The following is a 16,502-nucleotide window of genomic DNA, read 5'->3' on the forward strand; positions in this document are numbered from 1 at the left end:
CGTAATTCATTATTCCAATGCTTGTCATTTAGGAACTTTTTTAACATCCTCTTATAATTATCTTTACACCTGCATTCGCATAATTTCGTTGTATGCGTCAATTACTTTTCTCTGTACCTGTACTCCAGTTTCCAGTGTAATACTTGCTTTTTGAGCTGAGATCATTACATCGTGAAGGTTCTCCACATTACCATTTGCTAATCCTTCTGTCTGCTTGTCCGATTCTAATTGAATATGATTTAAATCCTCTATAGCACTTTTTAACATGGAGGAGAAATTACTTTGTACTTCGTTTGGAGTTATACGCGAAGGTTGATCATTTCCAATTTCATTCAAAGAAGGAAAATTAGTTCCAGCTATATTCATTCCACTATACCACCTTTATTTTAGTTTTTTCCTATTTCTAATGCTTTCATCAGCATTCCTTTACTGGCATTGAAAGCTGTCACGTTTGCTTCATAAGAACGGGAAGCGCTCATCATATCAACCATTTCTTTTAAAGGATCCACATTGGGCATCTCTACATAGCCATCCTCATTTGCATCTGGATGCTCCGGATTATATACAAGCTCAAATGGCGTCTGATCCTCGACAATCCCTGTAGCTCTCACACCATCACCAGAGTTATTGCCACCTTCAGCGTATTTTAACATTTGCTTAAATGAAGGCTGTCCCGTACCAAAGGTAGCCATTTTCCGACGATATGGCTCGAATTCCCCGTCTGCATTCTGTGTAGCCCGGGTTGTCTGCACATTTGCCAAATTGGAAGATACTAAATCCATGCGCAGTCTTTGAGATGTTAGTCCGCTTGCGCTGGTATTCATCGACTGAAAGATAGACAATTTTAATTTCCTCCTCGGATAACTGATTGTAAACTGCTGAATTTCCCATTCATACGATCAATAAGACTATTATAATAGATTTGATTTTTAGCCAGTTCTGACATTTCTTTATCAATATCGACATTATTACCGTTATGATTATATGTAGTTGATGAATCTTTTACAATACGAAAAGCTTTATTTTCTCCATCATTAAAGCTCAAATGACGTTCATTAGTTTTTTTTGCTTGAAGAGCACCCAGTTCATTTTCTAAAGCAGATCTAAAGCTTACTTTTTCAGCTTTATAATTCGGTGTATCTGCATTTGAAATGTTATTGGAAATAGCATTATTCTTTGCAGAAGCATACTGTATCGAATTTTCTAACTGGCTAATAGTTCCACTAAATAAATCCATTTGTATTTCACACCTTCTTTTTTAACATTAACACCCATAAAAGATATTCATTATACGAATTAATTTTAAATTAAGTGATTGATAAAGTCTATGCAATTTCTACATAATTCTTGACAAATATCAAAATGAATCGTTTGGACTAGAACAAAACACCCAACTTCTTGATATTTTGTAACAAATTATTACAAAATAATACAGAAAATAAAATTAACCTCACTTTTTCCAGCATAAATGAACAAGACTTTTTAATTAAAATAAAGCTATATATCAAATTTCGATCAAAAAACAGGTAATTAGACCTCTTTTTTCATTTTACCCTTTCTTGCTTAGGAATTCAATATACTCATTTTAAATTATATTTAAATCTAATTTACTATAAATATATATTTATTTCTTATTACACATTAGAAAGCTTCCATTTTCACTTTTTCTTAAATGTTTTACATTAAGAATTTTACTGCACTGCGTTAAGTTCTCCTTTGAAACAGCCCTTACTTTTCTCCTCATAACCTGTTGCAGTGATACCCGAAAATCATAATTAAATCTGATTTATTCATCATAGATCTTTACAGAAGAACGATTTTGAAACTTTTCCAATCATTTTCTCACACAAAAAAAGCAGTGGGAGAATATTCCTCCACTGCTTTTTAACAGTTTATTTAGCGTGTACGGATTTTTTCCAGTTCTACTAAGAACTTATCATTTAATACTTTAATATAAGTTCCTTTCATACCCAGAGAGCGGGATTCAATAACTCCTGCACTTTCCAGCTTACGTAGTGCATTAACAATTACAGAGCGTGTAATCCCTACACGGTCAGCAATCTTACTTGCAACTAATAAGCCTTCTTTTCCGTTTAATTCTTCAAAAATATGATCAATTGCTTCTAGTTCACTATAAGACAGAGAGCTAATTGCCATTTGTACAACAGCTTTGCTTCGAGCTTCCATTTCAATTTCTTCTGTTTTCTCATGAAGAATTTCCATACCTACTACAGTTGCGCCATATTCAGCCAATAATAAATCATCATCATTAAATGTTTCATTTACGCGGCCAATGATTAATGTGCCAAGACGTTCTCCACCACCGATAATTGGGACGATTGTAGTGTAGCCATCTTTAAATAATTCTTTATTTTCAACAGGAAACACTGTGTGCTTATTGTCAATATCAAGGTTTGCAGTAGTCTCGCGGATTTCCTGTAATCCTTCTGTATATTCTGCAGGAAATTGCTTCTCTTCAAGCATTGATTTCATACGATCATTTTCTACCTCTTGATTTACTGCGACACCTAATAATTTTCCGCGTCGGCTGACAATATAGACATTCCCGCGAATCACGTCACGTAATGACGCTGACATTTCATTAAAGTTTACCGACTTCCCTGTTGCTGTTTGTAACATTGCATTAATTTTTCTTGCTCTAGTTAATAAATCCATTTGATATTCCTCCATTTTAGAATTTTAAATTATAGTATAAATTGACTGAGATCCTTGTTTTGAGCAATAGTCGAAAGCTTATCATTAACATACCCTCCGGTAATTTCAACTTCTGTCATTGAAATATCAGGAGCTTCATAGGATAGGTCTTCTAATAATTTTTCTAAGATAGTGTGCAATCTGCGTGCTCCAATGTTATCTGTATTCTGATTTACATCAAAAGCAATTTGCGCAAGTCTTTCTATAGCTTCGTCCGTAAATTTAAGTTTTATACCTTCTGTTTCTAGCATTTTCTTATATTGTTTTAATAAAGCATTGGAAGGCTCTGTTAAAATTTGCTTAAATTCATTGATTGTAAGCTTTTCTAGCTCTACACGAATCGGAAATCTGCCTTGCAGTTCAGGAATCAAATCAGATGGCTTAGACATGTGAAAAGCTCCTGCTGCGATAAACAGGATATGATCTGTTTTTAGTGTTCCATGTTTGGTGACAATTGTTGATCCTTCCACAATCGGCAGAATATCTCTTTGTACACCTTCTCTGGAAACATTCGCAGAGCCTTCCTGTTTTCCAGCCACTTTATCAATCTCATCAATGAAAATGATACCTGTCCGCTCAGAACGTTTAATGGCTTCCTGGGTGACCTCATCCATGTCGACAAGCTTTTGTGCCTCTTGACGGGTCAGCACTTTTCTCGCCTCTGAAACCGTCAATTTGCGTTTCTTTTTCTTCTTGGGCATAAACTGACCGAAAGCATCCTGCATATTCATCCCCATTTGTTCCATTCCCGATCCTTGCAGCATGTCAAACATAGAAGGTGGAATTTCTTCGATTTCAACAGAAACATAATGGTCTTCCAACTCGCCTAAAGCTAATTGATGAGCTATCCGCTTTCTCTTTGATTTAATTTCTGATTCTTCATTAGAAGTATCATCCTCTTGATCTTCTTCTGAACCAGAAGCTTGAAACAGCATTTCAAAGGGGTTTTTCGCAGAATTTTTTGATTTTGTTTGAGGGACGAGCAATTTTATAAGCTTTTGATTCGCTTCTTGTACTGCTAAGTCCATAACATCTTCCATCTTTTCTTCTTTAACCATTCGAACAGCCTTTTCAACTAAATCACGAACCATTGATTCAACATCTCTGCCGACATAACCAACTTCGGTAAACTTTGTAGCTTCTACCTTAATAAATGGGGCACCTACCAGTTTTGCAAGACGTCTTGCAATTTCAGTCTTTCCTACACCTGTCGGACCAATCATTAAAATATTTTTGGGCACAACCTCATCTTGAAAATCTTCATCCAGCTTCATGCGTCTATAACGATTTCTAAGAGCTACAGCCACAGATTTCTTGGCCTGCTTCTGCCCTATTATATATCGATCTAACTGAGTCACAATTTGCTTTGGCGTTAAGTTTGCCGTCATCAAAAGTATCCTCCTTTATCAAGACCTCATTAAAAGCATGCAATCACTTTAAAGAAAAGTCCAAAAAATCAGCAGCTTATCATTTAGGAAAATATTCGTAACCCCAAATGATAAGCTTTAATCTTTTTTGCTGATCTGTTTTTGAACACTTATTTATAGTTTTATTCTAACACCTTTAATGTAATCTGATCATTGGTAAACACACAAATATCTCCTGCAATTTCTAATGCTGTCTGTGCAATTTCAGCAGCAGACAGCTGAGGTGCTTTTTGAAGCAACGCTCTGCCGGCACTTAACGCATAATTGCCTCCAGAACCAATAGCTAAAATACCGTCATCCGGTTCGATAACTTCACCTGTACCGGATACAAGGTACATATTCTCTCTATTCATTACTATCAGCATAGCCTCCAGTTTTCTAAGAACTTTATCAGAACGCCATTCTTGTGCCAACTCAACAGCTGCTCTTGTCAAATTACCATTAAAAGCCTGTAACTTATTTTCAAATTTCTCAAACAACGTGAAAGCATCTGCAACAGAACCGGCAAAACCTGCCAGAACTTTACCATTATACAAAGTCCTTACCTTTTTTGCAGTATGCTTCATAATAACGGCATTACCCAGTGTAACCTGACCGTCACCGCTCATTGCACACTTTCCATTATGCTGCACTGCAAATATAGTTGTGGCGTGCATTTGGGAATCCATATATCCACCTCATCTAATTTTTAATAGTAAAGTAAGAATACAATTTTTGCAGAATTTATTTCTGTTTCGAGAATAGCCGCATCCAGCTCCGAGTGCCCAACAACTACCGCAACTTCCCTCAGCTCCGTACGATACGTCAACATCGACTCCTACCGTCGTCGTGTTTCCTTTATCTCCTGCGCCTCAGTCCAGTTCGTACGTTGCTGAACGGGCGCTCTTCGCTTTAGATTCTCACTTGCGCGCGGATGGCTTTTCATATAAGCCTTCTTCAAATGCTCTTTAGAAACATGTGTATATATTTGTGTAGAGGATAAACTTTCATGCCCTAACAATTCCTGTACTGACCTTAAATCGGCCCCCTCATTCAGCATATGTGTTGCAAATGTATGTCTGAGTTTATGGGGATGTATTTGAATATTTAAAGAAGCTTTTTCTACTATTTTATTTAAAACAGTACGAATACCTCTTGTTGTTATCGGATTTCCTCTTGCATTTAGAAATACATTCTCTGTCATGTTATTTGATTTATTCAGTAAATTTTCTCTTCCATTAATCAAATACTTTTCTAAAGCAGCTGCTGCAAAACTGCCAAAAGGAACATAACGCTCTTTACGTCCTTTTCCTTTGACAAAAATAGTTCCTATTGAAAAATCAATATCCTTCAGCTGCAGCTGCTGACATTCGCTGACACGGATTCCGGTTCCATACAAAACCTCCAGCAGCGCCTGATCACGCTGTCCCAGGTCCGACGTCAAATCACTCACACAAAAAAGATTCTCCAATTCTTCTTCATATAAAAAACCAGGTACAGGCTTTTCTGCTTTAGGCAAAGTGAGCTGTTTAAACGGATTCTCCAGAACGAGGTTTTCCCGTTCTAAAAAACGGTAAAAACTTCTTAACGAAGATATTTTTCTGGAAACAGACCTTCTGCTTAATGCAGCATCATATAATTCTGTGAGAAATATCCGAACTTCCCGATAACTTACTTCTCTTAAATCATTTATGCCTTCTCTTTGCATAAAAGCTTCGAATGTTTCTAAATCGCTCCGATAATATTGCACAGTATACGGTGAGGCATTTTTTTCAATTTGTAAATACTCTATAAATTGATCCATATATGCTTTTAATTTCACAAAGAATTCACCTCATCATCGTATAACGGATAAAGCATAGCATAATCCATATTAGAATGCAATGAATTTAACGAAATTGTAATAAAATTCTGAAAGGTGCTTACGTTTAAGAAAATTCAATGAAATGAAGAAACAGGTAACCAGGTAATTAAAAGTTATATATATCCCCTCTGCCTTATTTATCTGTGAAATGATTGAAGAGAATCACCCGCTATAGTATAAGAATCTCTCTAAAGTTAAGGGATATGAATAACTGTTCAAATAATTGAAGGTAATATTTTCATTTGGCATATCGTTTATCTTCTGTAAAGGTAATTACCTTACCAACTAGTGATTATAATAACAAATGTATTTTAAGTCAACTTTAATGTTCTTATATTTGTTATTACCTTTGAAACTAGATTGTTATCTTCAAATCCATATTTTCCACTCACAACAAAAATAGCTAATTAAATAATCAGCTATTTCTGTGCAACTTCCTTATATTCACAATTCGAGCATTGAACCTGCGTTTCTTTTTTACTTTTCTTTTCAACAAGCATGGAGTCACATTTCGGACAGCTTCTGGCGATAGGTTTATCCCATGAGACAAAATCACATTCCGGGAATTGATCACAGCCATAGAATGTTCTTTTTTTCTTTGATTTTCTTTCTACTACTTCACCTTTATGACACTTCGGACAGGTGACACCGATTTTCTTTAAAATAGGCTTTGTGTTTCTGCAATCAGGGAAATTGGAACATGCCAGGAATTTGCCGTATCGTCCCATTTTATACACCATTTCGTGACCGCATTCCTCACAAGTGATACCAGCAGGCTCGTCACGTATTTCTACCTTCTCCATTTCAGCGTCTGCTTTTTCAAGCCGTTTGCTGAAGTCTTGATAAAATGCATCAATAATTTGAATCCAGGCTGTTTTCCCTTCTTCTATAGAGTCTAAATCTGTCTCCATTTTTGCAGTAAATTCTGCATCAATAACTTCCGGGAAAAATTCTTCCACAAGCTCACAGACAATAGTACCCAGTTCAGTAGGAATAAACCGTTTATTATCAATAGATACATAACCTCTGCGTTGAATTGTATCAAGAGTCGGAGCATAAGTAGATGGGCGGCCTATGCCCATTTCTTCCATTGTTTTTACCAGCCTTGCATCTGTGTAGCGTGGAGGCGGCTGAGTAAAATGCTGATTCGGTTTCACTTCTTTGGATTCAACCTTTATACCTTCCTCCAGCTCAGGTAATATTTTATCTTCTACTTTTTTATTGTCGTCATTTCCTTCTACATAGACCTTCATAAAGCCTTTAAACTTTATTTTTGAACCGGTTGCACGAAACTCTACTCCGTTATTTAACAAGTGCACCGTCATTGTATCCATTACTGCCGGAGCCATTTGACTGGCAACAAAACGTTCCCAAATCAACTTATACAGTCTAAGTTGGTCTCTTGATAAAATATTCCTTAATTCTTTTGGGTCACGTAAGGTCGATGTCGGACGAATTGCTTCATGGGCATCCTGGGCGCCACTCTTATTTTTGGCAGGGCCCTGTTTGCCAAGAAAACTTTCTCCATAATTCTCTTTGATATAGCCTTTAACTTCTTCTTTAGCTCCATCTGAAATTCGTGTGGAGTCGGTACGCATATATGTGATTAAGCCTGTAATTCCGCCGGAAGAACGGCCCAGGTCAATTCCTTCATATAATTGTTGAGCGATCATCATTGTTTTCTTCGCCCGGAAGTTAAGTTTTCTTGCTGCTTCCTGTTGAAGTGATGAAGTAGTAAATGGAAGTGCAGGATTTCGTTTTCTTTCCTTCTTGTTCACACTGTTAACCGTAAACTCTTTCCCATTCAGCTTCTTCTTAATTTCATCAACATCTTCTTTTGTTTTAAGCTTTGTTTTCTTACCATCAACACCATAAAAAGATCCTTCAAACGTTTCATTTCCTTTTGCAAATACCGCATCAATGGACCAATATTCTTCAGGTTTGAAATTCTCAATTTCTTTTTCTCGATCAATAATCATTTTTAAAGCAACAGACTGCACACGTCCTGCACTCAATCCTTTTTTTACTTTCTTCCATAATATAGGACTGATGTTATAACCTACTAACCGGTCAAGGATACGGCGCGCCTGCTGTGCATCAACTAAGTCTAAATCTATTGGACGGGGATGCTTAAAGGATTCTTTAATGGCGTCCTTCGTAATTTCATTAAACACCACGCGGCATTTTGAATTCTCATCAACATCAAGAATATGCGCTAAATGCCATGCAATCGCTTCTCCTTCACGATCCGGATCGGCTGCAAGATATATTTTTTTTGCTTTTTTTGCTGATTTTCTTAGGTCTTTAAGTATATCTCCTTTTCCTCGGATAGTAATATACTTTGGTTTATAATTTTCTTCTACATCTACTCCCATTTGGCTTTTTGGCAAATCACGAATATGCCCCATGGAAGCCTTTACTGTATATTTTTTTCCTAAATACCGTTCAATCGTCTTCGCTTTTGCTGGCGATTCAACGATAACAAGATAATCTGACATGTACGTTCCTCCCATAATGAGGTTGACAATTTACGAATAGAAATCGCTCCTAATATTATAGATAGAATACGATTTTGTCAAACACTATTTATTGAATAATTCAAGAAATGCGCAGAGCACCCGTTTAAAAACGCAGAGATTGGAGCGTGGAGCGACACTACTGAGATAAAGGAATCATGCCCCTTTAGGGGTATGCCGACGTTAGTCTTTAGCCCGGGTTTAGTCGGCTTTCCTTCACCTCGAACTGATGATGACATTCACCCTCAGGGCATAAGTTTGACTAAGGCTCTGTCTGCGCCTGACGGCTTGCTCATCGCCAAGTCTTCTTTATCATAGGGCGCTTACGTGTTAGCTCCCTAGTTTTGGCGCTTGGAGCTAGACAGCTGCATCTCTAGCCTGAAGATAAATTTATGAAAAAAGTCAATACTTTCTTTATTTATGAAAATAATTCCACTCTGTGTAAATATCCTCGGCAGATTGGATTAATTTTGCGCCATTTTGAATAAGCTCATTACAACCTGTGGACTGTTTTAAAAATGGATTACCCGGTACAGCGAACACATCTCTTCCTTGATCCAGAGCTTGGTCAACAGTAATCATTGTTCCGCTCTTCTTCATTGCCTCAATAACTAAAGTCCCCATTGTCAAACCGCTTATAATCCGATTTCTTTCTGGAAAATGATATTTTTGAGGTGGCTGGTCAGGAGGATACTCTGATAGAACCAGCCCTTCTCTTGCTATTTGTTGGTACAGAGGAATATGCTCTCGTGGATATATTGAATGAAATCCGCTGCCCAAAACAGCAATCGTATTTCCTCCCCGCTCTAACGTCAAGCGATGTGCCATACTATCAATTCCCCGGGCCATCCCGCTGACAATAACCCATTTATTGTCTATAAGAGGAGTTACTGTAAACTTAAGCTTTCTAAAAGCTTCATTAGATGGATTTCTTGTACCAATAACACTAAGTGTCGGCTGTTTTTTTAAAAGACCGGGATTTCCTGCTCCATATAAAACTAGCGGCGCGTCTTTAATTGTATTTAACATACTGGGATAATATTCGTCAACTAAAGTGATGATATGAAAATCTCTTATTTCTGCCAAAATCTTCTTTTTTAGTACGTTATTATGAAGGTCTTTCAAGAGGATTTGTGCTTTTTTCTGAGGAATTTGAATAATTTTTGACAATTCTTGAGAGGAAATTTGATAAATCTTTTTTAAATCAGAATCTATTTCAAGCCATTTTCGAATAAAAGCCCGGGTAGCGTAACGGCACCGGCTGAGATGAATGAAGTCTAGTCGATCAATATGATTATTCAATGCATATAATTCCCCTTTCACCTAAAATGAGAAGCCTGGACAGAATTTTGCTTCTATCCTAACAGTAAGATAGAAGCTTCATATTCTGACAGGCTTCTTTAAAGCATACTATAACAGGCTTAGTGCGTTTTACATTTTTCTTCCAAACCATTTTCTTTTAATGCTTCAATCATTGTTTCTCCCATTACAGAAGGTGTAGCTGCTACTTTAATCCCGCAGGACTCCATAACACGGATTTTTTCATCAGCTGTACCTTTTCCTCCAGAGATAATCGCACCGGCATGACCCATACGTTTTCCTGGAGGTGCTGTAACACCACCTATAAATCCGACTACTGGTTTTGTCATATTAGCTTTGACCCATTCAGCAGCTTCTTCTTCAGCTGTACCGCCAATTTCACCAATCATAATAACAGCTTCTGTTTCAGGATCATTATTAAATTCCTTCAACACATCAATGAAGTTGGTTCCGTTAACGGGATCACCGCCGATACCAACTGCTGTCGTTTGTCCATAACCAGATTCTGTTAGTTGATGAACTGCTTCATATGTTAATGTACCAGAGCGGGAAACAACACCGATATGACCTTTTTTATGGATATATCCAGGCATAATTCCAATTTTTGTTTCATCAGCGGTAATAACACCTGGGCAGTTAGGTCCGACAAGGCGTGTTTTCTTGCCTTCCATATAACGTTTTACTTTAACCATGTCCATTACTGGGATATGTTCTGTAATACAGATAACTAAATCAAGCTCCGCATCTGTTGCTTCAATAATTGCATCTGCAGCAAAAGGTGCTGGTACATAGATAACAGATGCAGTTGCTCCAGTAGCTTTTACAGCATCTTCAACTGTATTAAAAACAGGAACTCCTTCTACTTCAGTACCTGCTTTTTTAGGAGTAACACCACCAACAATTTTTGTACCATATTCTAACATTTGCTTTGTATGGAAACGTGCAGTTCCACCTGTAATCCCTTGGACTATTACTTTTGTATCTTTATTAATATAAACACTCATTCTAAGTCCGCCCTTTCCTATTATACGTCCTTTATTTGTAAGTAATCATACGGTAACTACTTTATTTCACTGCAGCAACAATCTTTTCTGCGCCGTCTGCCATAGAAGCTGCAGAAGTAATATTCAGACCTGACTCGTCTAAAATTTGCTTTCCGCGTTCTACGTTTGTACCTTCTAAACGAACAACTAATGGAATGGTTAAGCCAATTTGTTTGGTTGCTTCTACAACACCTTCAGCAATAACATCACATTTCATAATTCCGCCAAAAATGTTTACAAAAATTCCTTTTACATTTTTGTCTGAAAGAATGATTTTAAATGCTTCTGTTACTTTTTCAGCTGTAGCACCGCCCCCCACATCAAGGAAGTTAGCCGGATCCCCGCCATAGTGTTTAATAATGTCCATTGTAGACATTGCTAAACCGGCACCATTTACCATACATCCAATATTTCCATCTAATGAAACATAGCTCAAGTCATATTTAGATGCTTGAATTTCCTTCTCATCTTCTTCGCCTAAGTCACGTAATTCCGCTATATCTGGATGACGGTACAGCGCATTATCATCAAAGTTTAATTTTGCATCTAAAGCAAGCACTTCATTATCACCTGTTGTTACCAGTGGATTGATTTCAGCGATAGAGCAATCCTTTGCAACAAAAGCTTCATAAAGTGCTGTCATAAATTTAACTGCTTTCCCTAGTAATTCATTCGGAATATTAATATTAAATGCTAGTCTTCTAGCTTGATAAGGTGCTAAACCGACAACAGGGTCAATCACTTCTTTGAAGATTTTTTCAGGTGTTGCTTCTGCTACCTCTTCAATTTCTGTGCCGCCTTCTTCAGACGCCATCATAACAACCCTGGATGTTGCCCGATCCAGTACTACCCCTACATAATATTCTTTTTGAATATCACAGCCTTCTTCAATAAGTAAACGTTTTACTTCTGTACCGTCAGGACCGTTTTGATGTGTTACAAGTGTCTTTCCTAAAATTTCATCCGCATATGTACGAACTTCCTCCAGGCTCTTTGCAACCTTTACACCGCCAGCTTTTCCACGTCCACCTGCATGGATTTGCGCTTTGACAACGGTTACAGGTGAGCCAAGCTTTTCTGCAGCTTCTACAGCTTCGTCAACTGAATAGGCAACATGACCGTTCGGAACTTTTACACCAAATTCTCGTAAAACTTGCTTACCTTGGTACTCATGAATGTTCATCTTCCATCCTCCTATCAAAATCAATGCAATACTATTGTATTAAAAATATATAAAATAAACAAGAAATAGGGAAAACAAATTCAATATTATTTCTCTATTTCATTTTAAACGGGCTTATCTGCTTTTTTCTTTTCCAGTTTGTTTATCTGTCCGATAAATAAAGGCAAACACCTCTGAAACTACTTGAAACAGCTCTTCTGGAATCTTTTTATTAATATCCAGTTCTCCCAAAAGCTCTACTAAAGATGGATCCTCTAAAATTGGTATATTGTGCTCAATAGCTCTTTCTATGATTTCATCAGCAATAAATCCTTTCCCGGATGCTGTCACTTTTGGGGCATCGTCCATATTTTGTTCATAGCTTAAGGCTACTGCTTTTTTCCGTTTCTCATTCACACTCGAAAATCCACCTTTCCCTGGCCAGCCATTTCATCAGCTTTTCTTCCTGGCTGCTGCTGTCTATCAGCTTCTGTATAAGGTTTACAGACAATAGACGCTATCTGATAATTTATTTGCTCCAGCGCTTTCTGCAAATTGGGTCGAAATTTGTCTATTAACCCCGGTGTAGTAGATTGATCATTATAAATAGTAATAGATAGTGCCTTCTTTTGAACATGAAGGTCAATGATTGTCTCTTTCATACTTTGCAGCTGCAAATCAAAAATAATACGGCAATATTCAGGATCAATGTTTCCATCAGCAGTTTTCTTTCCTTCAAAATGCAGATTAATATCCTTCGATAAACCAAGCTTTTGACTTGGGATCTGTATATTAGCCTGAACAAAATAACTGCTGTCATTTATATTATTTAATTGCATGCCATTTAAAAAGTGTAAAGCCTGCTGAGCATTCTCTCTTCCTGCCCCTCTACTGTTATTCTGAAGCATTTCCAATAATAAATGCTTCATCTGCATGGAGCTTGCATCATCTGTTTTTAATGAGCTTTCTGCATTTAAACCGGCATCGCGAAGAACCCACTGAATCTGGTGCAGGAATTGCTCCTTAGGATTATTAATTATATTTTCATTTGACGCTGTCCAAATATTCATAAGCCGTTCTATCGCTTGATAACTTTTCGCTTCTGCTAACGATTCCAGTAATGGACGGATTGCCCCCTCATTTCCTTGCGTAACCTGAACTGGGTTTGTAAAGTACTGCGGAAATTGAGCAGTTAAATTTGCTTTTGGATGTTCAGAAGAACTGGTCCCTTGTATCATTGCTCCATGTAACACTCTGGCTTCTGTCATTAATTGCTTTTGATTTTCCAAAATAGACTGCAGCTGCTCCCTTACTCCTTCAAAGCTTGTAGTAAATGGCGGAGTTACTGTACCTTGATTTTGCGCTCCAGGAGGATTCCATTGCTGTAATGTATTGGCCCACACTTGCTTGTCCAGTATCTTTGAAATAAATCCTAAATCCTGCAAAAGAGGAAATAGTATCGGTTTTGCCTGCTTTGCATCAGTAGTCAGCACTATTTTTACAGCTTTTTCATTAGAAAACTCCAAAATATTCATGAGCCGCTCTAACACTTGAAAATTTTTAGGTTCTGATAGAGCTTCAATAACCTGGCGGGCAGCTCCTTGATCTCCTTGTAAATGATTTGAAAAATATTTTGGGAATTGAGCTGCTAAATTCGGCCTGTCCTGTGCTGGGACAGAGCTTCCCTGTGCAGCGTTAGCTTCCATTATCAGCTGCTGTTGATTCGCTAGAATAGATTTAATCTGCTCCTTCATCCCTTCAAAGCTGGCAGTAAATGGTGCAGCTGCTGCTTGATTTTGTGAGACTGGTTGGCTCCATTGCTGTAAGGCACTCGTCCACCCCTGTTTATTCAGTGCTTTGGAAACAAGTCCAAAGCTTTGGAGAAGTGGAAATAAAACAGGTTTTTCCTGTTGTATATCAGCAGTTAAAATAGCACGTACGGCACTTTCTTCAGATACAAAGCCTTTTAAAACATGCTCTAAATTAGCTTGCAGCATTGGCTGCTGACCAGGTGGAAGTGAGCGTTGAAGTACTGCTAAACTTTCACCTAAATCACCGTTCTGATACGCTTGTACTGCCTGGAAAGAAGCTGCCGTCACTGGAATACGCAATTTCATCAATTGCATTAGAATGGGCTGAGCCTGCTGCGTTGAAATTTTATTATCCTGAATATATTGAATTGCTTGCAGCAGGTCCCTTCTCTGCATCGGGATTTGTTCTCTGACAAGCATACTGACCAATTGAGAAGATAGCCTGGTTTCTTTTATACCAAGCTGTTGCAGCAGATTACCAATTAATTGTTTTCCATTTTGCTGTTCACCTGTCATTACTTTCAATTCAGGCATTTTTCCTTCATTGGACGTTACTTGAAAAAAATACTTTCCTCCTACAGAAAGAGAAGCCTCAAGCTGGGCAATAAGCTGATTGCCCTGCATTTGTATGACTGCCTTATGATTTGGATAAAGATGCTTTACAGTGCCTTGTAAAACATCCCCTGATTTCAAATTGTTAAGCAGGCTTGCTTTTGATGAATCCAATAATTTTCCCGCTGTCGTGTTTCCTTGAATCCTCATAGCTTCTCCTCTTTTTCTTTATCATTTTCCAAGAGTCTTAATTGGTGCAAATGATCTTCTGTGATAAGGTGTCACTCCAAATTCGGCTAATCCATCTAAATGGACTTTTGTGCCATATCCCATATTCTTATCAAATCCATAGCCGGGAAACTCCTTATGCAATTCCTTCATAAACTGGTCACGAGCCACCTTTGCCAAAACACTGGCAGCTGCAATACTGATGCTTGACGCATCTCCCTTTATAATTGCTTCCTGGGAGCAGTTTAAATTCGGTAAATGGACTGCATCAATCAATACATGATCAGGAGATGCTGTTAATCCAGATAAAGCTTCATACATTGCTTTTTTTGTAGCTTCATAAATATTAATTTGATCGATAACCTGATTATTTATAAATGAAATATGATAACTGATGGCATGCTCCTTGATATAAGCACTATATTCTTCCCTTACATTTTCCTTTAGTTTCTTAGAATCATTTAAGCCGATTAACCGGAAATCTTTGGGCAGTATAACTGCCGCTGCAACAACAGGACCTGCAAGCGGTCCTCTCCCTACCTCATCTACACCTGCAATTCGTTCTGCGCCATTCTGAAAAGCTTTCTTCTCATATTGCTGCATTTCTTCAAACTGATTGATTAAAATTTTCTCATGTTCTTTTTTTCGCTGATATGATTTTAAAAGTGTCTGCACACCTTTTCTATCATCTTGAACGAGTATTTCCCATTCTTCAGATGTCAGATTGTCTTCATTAAGTAATACTTTAATCTCGGCGATAGACTGCTTCTTCATAACTTTCCTACTTTCTTTTATTATCGTCATTTTATCAGACATATTAAGTCATCTTATTTCTTAAAATAAGAAAATAGCCTACAAAGAACAATCCCTTGCAGGCTACCGGTTGAATAAATTTATTTTTTTGCTTTATCTGGAAATTTGTAGAGTTCGGCAGGAAGTGAATTACGGTTGTTCTAACGTAAATTTCCCCAGCTTTCCTGAACGTAAATCCTGAAGTACAATATCTGATACCTTATCAAAATTCACATGTCCTCCGCTTTCCAAAGCTCCACGTTTTCTTCCTATCCCTTCAAATAACTCTACCATATCAGAGCTATCCTCAATGTCATAACGGTCCTTCAGAAGAGTGGGATATTCTTCAAACAGAAAACGAATAACAAATGCTGTTACATCTTGTAGAGGGAGCAGCTGGTCTTTTATCGTCCCTATCGCTGCAAGCCGGTATCCTACAATCTCTTCCTCAAATTTCGGCCATAAAATACCTGGCGTATCGAGTAGTTCAAAGTCTTTCTTTATTTTAATCCATAATTGTTGTTTTGTAATTCCAGGGCGGTCCCCTGTCTTAGCAATTTTTTTATTGGCAAGCCGATTAATTAATGTAGACTTCCCTACATTTGGAATACCGACAATCATTGCTCTTGCAGGTCTTGGTTTAATTCCTTTAGCTTTTAGCTTTTCCATTTTCTCCTGACCCATTGCTTTAGCCAGCTGAACAACTTGTTGAATATCTCCCTTTTGGTTCACATCAACTGCAGCTGCCTGTACCCCTTTTTCCTGATAGCTTTCTATCCACTCAAGCGTTCTTGAAGGGTCTGCTAAATCCTTTTTCATTAAGAGAACAAGCTTTGGTTTTTGACCTAAAACTTCCTGCAGCATTGGATTTTGTGAGGAGTATGGGGCTCTTGCATCTACTAATTCAATGACAAAATCAACGAGCTTTAATTGCTCCTGCACTTCTCTCCGTGCTTTCGCCATATGACCTGGAAACCATTGTATAGGCATTTAGATTCACGATTCCTTTCACTCCTGAGAGTCTTTAGTACTTTTTATCTTTAATTGGTAAATCTGTAAATGATTCGCAAACATTGTACTTTTTGATCTCAAA

At 37.6% G+C, this 16,502-nt stretch carries 16 protein-coding genes; all 16 read right to left on the reverse strand.

Features of this window, described 5'->3' with window-relative positions:
* Positions 1–63: 63 nt before the first annotated feature.
* Positions 64–366, reverse strand: coding sequence for a flagellar hook-basal body complex protein FliE (fliE, locus tag OSO01_RS06105; RefSeq protein ID WP_147209553.1), 303 nt, complete (start codon positions 364–366; stop codon positions 64–66).
* 20 nt (positions 367–386) lie between these two features.
* On the reverse strand, positions 387–842 hold the full coding sequence (gene flgC, locus OSO01_RS06110) for a flagellar basal body rod protein FlgC (RefSeq protein WP_147209554.1): 456 nt from the start codon (positions 840–842) through the stop codon (positions 387–389).
* Positions 843–844: 2 nt separating this feature from the next.
* Positions 845–1,237, reverse strand: a complete 393-nt coding sequence (gene flgB / locus OSO01_RS06115) for a flagellar basal body rod protein FlgB (RefSeq protein WP_147209555.1) — start codon at positions 1,235–1,237, stop codon at positions 845–847.
* Positions 1,238–1,896: 659 nt separating this feature from the next.
* Positions 1,897–2,676, reverse strand: a complete 780-nt coding sequence (gene codY, locus OSO01_RS06120; protein WP_077601158.1) for a GTP-sensing pleiotropic transcriptional regulator CodY — start codon at positions 2,674–2,676, stop codon at positions 1,897–1,899.
* Between the two features lie 29 nt (positions 2,677–2,705).
* Complete coding sequence (gene hslU / locus OSO01_RS06125; protein WP_147209556.1) at positions 2,706–4,103, reverse strand: ATP-dependent protease ATPase subunit HslU; 1,398 nt, start codon at positions 4,101–4,103, stop codon at positions 2,706–2,708.
* A gap of 161 nt (positions 4,104–4,264) precedes the next feature.
* Positions 4,265–4,810 (reverse strand): ATP-dependent protease subunit HslV, encoded by a 546-nt coding sequence (gene hslV / locus OSO01_RS06130; RefSeq protein WP_147209557.1) that lies wholly within the window; start codon positions 4,808–4,810, stop codon positions 4,265–4,267.
* 20 nt (positions 4,811–4,830) lie between these two features.
* Complete coding sequence (locus tag OSO01_RS23910) at positions 4,831–4,953, reverse strand: hypothetical protein (RefSeq protein WP_281289825.1); 123 nt, start codon at positions 4,951–4,953, stop codon at positions 4,831–4,833.
* Positions 4,954–4,959: 6 nt separating this feature from the next.
* On the reverse strand, positions 4,960–5,925 hold the full coding sequence (gene xerC, locus OSO01_RS06135) for a tyrosine recombinase XerC (protein WP_147209678.1): 966 nt from the start codon (positions 5,923–5,925) through the stop codon (positions 4,960–4,962).
* Between the two features lie 479 nt (positions 5,926–6,404).
* A complete protein-coding gene (gene topA / locus OSO01_RS06140) occupies positions 6,405–8,483 on the reverse strand; it encodes a type I DNA topoisomerase (RefSeq protein WP_147209558.1) in 2,079 nt (692 codons plus the stop codon).
* 432 nt (positions 8,484–8,915) lie between these two features.
* The gene (gene dprA / locus OSO01_RS06145) at positions 8,916–9,803 is read right to left on the reverse strand and encodes a DNA-processing protein DprA (RefSeq protein ID WP_246145066.1); all 888 of its coding nucleotides are present in this window, start codon (positions 9,801–9,803) and stop codon (positions 8,916–8,918) included.
* A gap of 119 nt (positions 9,804–9,922) precedes the next feature.
* Positions 9,923–10,825, reverse strand: a complete 903-nt coding sequence (gene sucD, locus OSO01_RS06150; protein WP_147209559.1) for a succinate--CoA ligase subunit alpha — start codon at positions 10,823–10,825, stop codon at positions 9,923–9,925.
* Positions 10,826–10,886: 61 nt separating this feature from the next.
* The gene (gene sucC / locus OSO01_RS06155) at positions 10,887–12,047 is read right to left on the reverse strand and encodes an ADP-forming succinate--CoA ligase subunit beta (RefSeq protein WP_147209560.1); all 1,161 of its coding nucleotides are present in this window, start codon (positions 12,045–12,047) and stop codon (positions 10,887–10,889) included.
* Between the two features lie 114 nt (positions 12,048–12,161).
* On the reverse strand, positions 12,162–12,443 hold the full coding sequence (locus OSO01_RS06160) for an EscU/YscU/HrcU family type III secretion system export apparatus switch protein (protein ID WP_147209561.1): 282 nt from the start codon (positions 12,441–12,443) through the stop codon (positions 12,162–12,164).
* Positions 12,440–14,599, reverse strand: coding sequence for a TP0910 N-terminal domain-containing protein (locus OSO01_RS06165; protein WP_147209562.1), 2,160 nt, complete (start codon positions 14,597–14,599; stop codon positions 12,440–12,442). The genes OSO01_RS06160 and OSO01_RS06165 overlap by 4 nt, the downstream gene beginning before the upstream one ends.
* Positions 14,600–14,620: 21 nt before the next feature.
* The gene (rnhB, locus tag OSO01_RS06170; protein WP_147209680.1) at positions 14,621–15,391 is read right to left on the reverse strand and encodes a ribonuclease HII; all 771 of its coding nucleotides are present in this window, start codon (positions 15,389–15,391) and stop codon (positions 14,621–14,623) included.
* Between the two features lie 168 nt (positions 15,392–15,559).
* Entirely contained in the window at positions 15,560–16,399 is an 840-nt protein-coding gene (gene ylqF / locus OSO01_RS06175; protein WP_147209563.1) for a ribosome biogenesis GTPase YlqF, read from the reverse strand.
* Positions 16,400–16,502: the final 103 nt, after the last annotated feature.

The sequence above is a fragment of the Oceanobacillus sojae genome, from assembly GCF_007991515.1.
GTDB lineage: Bacteria > Bacillota > Bacilli > Bacillales > Amphibacillaceae > Oceanobacillus > Oceanobacillus sojae.

Coding starts and splice junctions, on each gene's coding strand:
- sucC (WP_147209560.1), bottom strand. CDS start 12,047: ATGAACATTCATGAGTACCAAGGTAAGCAAGTTTTACGAGAATTTGGT.
- OSO01_RS23910 (WP_281289825.1), bottom strand. CDS start 4,953: ATGTTGACGTATCGTACGGAGCTGAGGGAAGTTGCGGTAGTTGTTGGG.
- hslU (WP_147209556.1), bottom strand. CDS start 4,103: ATGACGGCAAACTTAACGCCAAAGCAAATTGTGACTCAGTTAGATCGA.
- fliE (WP_147209553.1), bottom strand. CDS start 366: ATGAATATAGCTGGAACTAATTTTCCTTCTTTGAATGAAATTGGAAAT.
- ylqF (WP_147209563.1), bottom strand. CDS start 16,399: ATGCCTATACAATGGTTTCCAGGTCATATGGCGAAAGCACGGAGAGAA.
- topA (WP_147209558.1), bottom strand. CDS start 8,483: ATGTCAGATTATCTTGTTATCGTTGAATCGCCAGCAAAAGCGAAGACG.
- sucD (WP_147209559.1), bottom strand. CDS start 10,825: ATGAGTGTTTATATTAATAAAGATACAAAAGTAATAGTCCAAGGGATT.
- OSO01_RS06165 (WP_147209562.1), bottom strand. CDS start 14,599: ATGAGGATTCAAGGAAACACGACAGCGGGAAAATTATTGGATTCATCA.
- flgB (WP_147209555.1), bottom strand. CDS start 1,237: ATGGATTTATTTAGTGGAACTATTAGCCAGTTAGAAAATTCGATACAG.
- rnhB (WP_147209680.1), bottom strand. CDS start 15,391: ATGAAGAAGCAGTCTATCGCCGAGATTAAAGTATTACTTAATGAAGAC.
- codY (WP_077601158.1), bottom strand. CDS start 2,676: ATGGATTTATTAACTAGAGCAAGAAAAATTAATGCAATGTTACAAACA.
- xerC (WP_147209678.1), bottom strand. CDS start 5,925: ATGGATCAATTTATAGAGTATTTACAAATTGAAAAAAATGCCTCACCG.
- hslV (WP_147209557.1), bottom strand. CDS start 4,810: ATGGATTCCCAAATGCACGCCACAACTATATTTGCAGTGCAGCATAAT.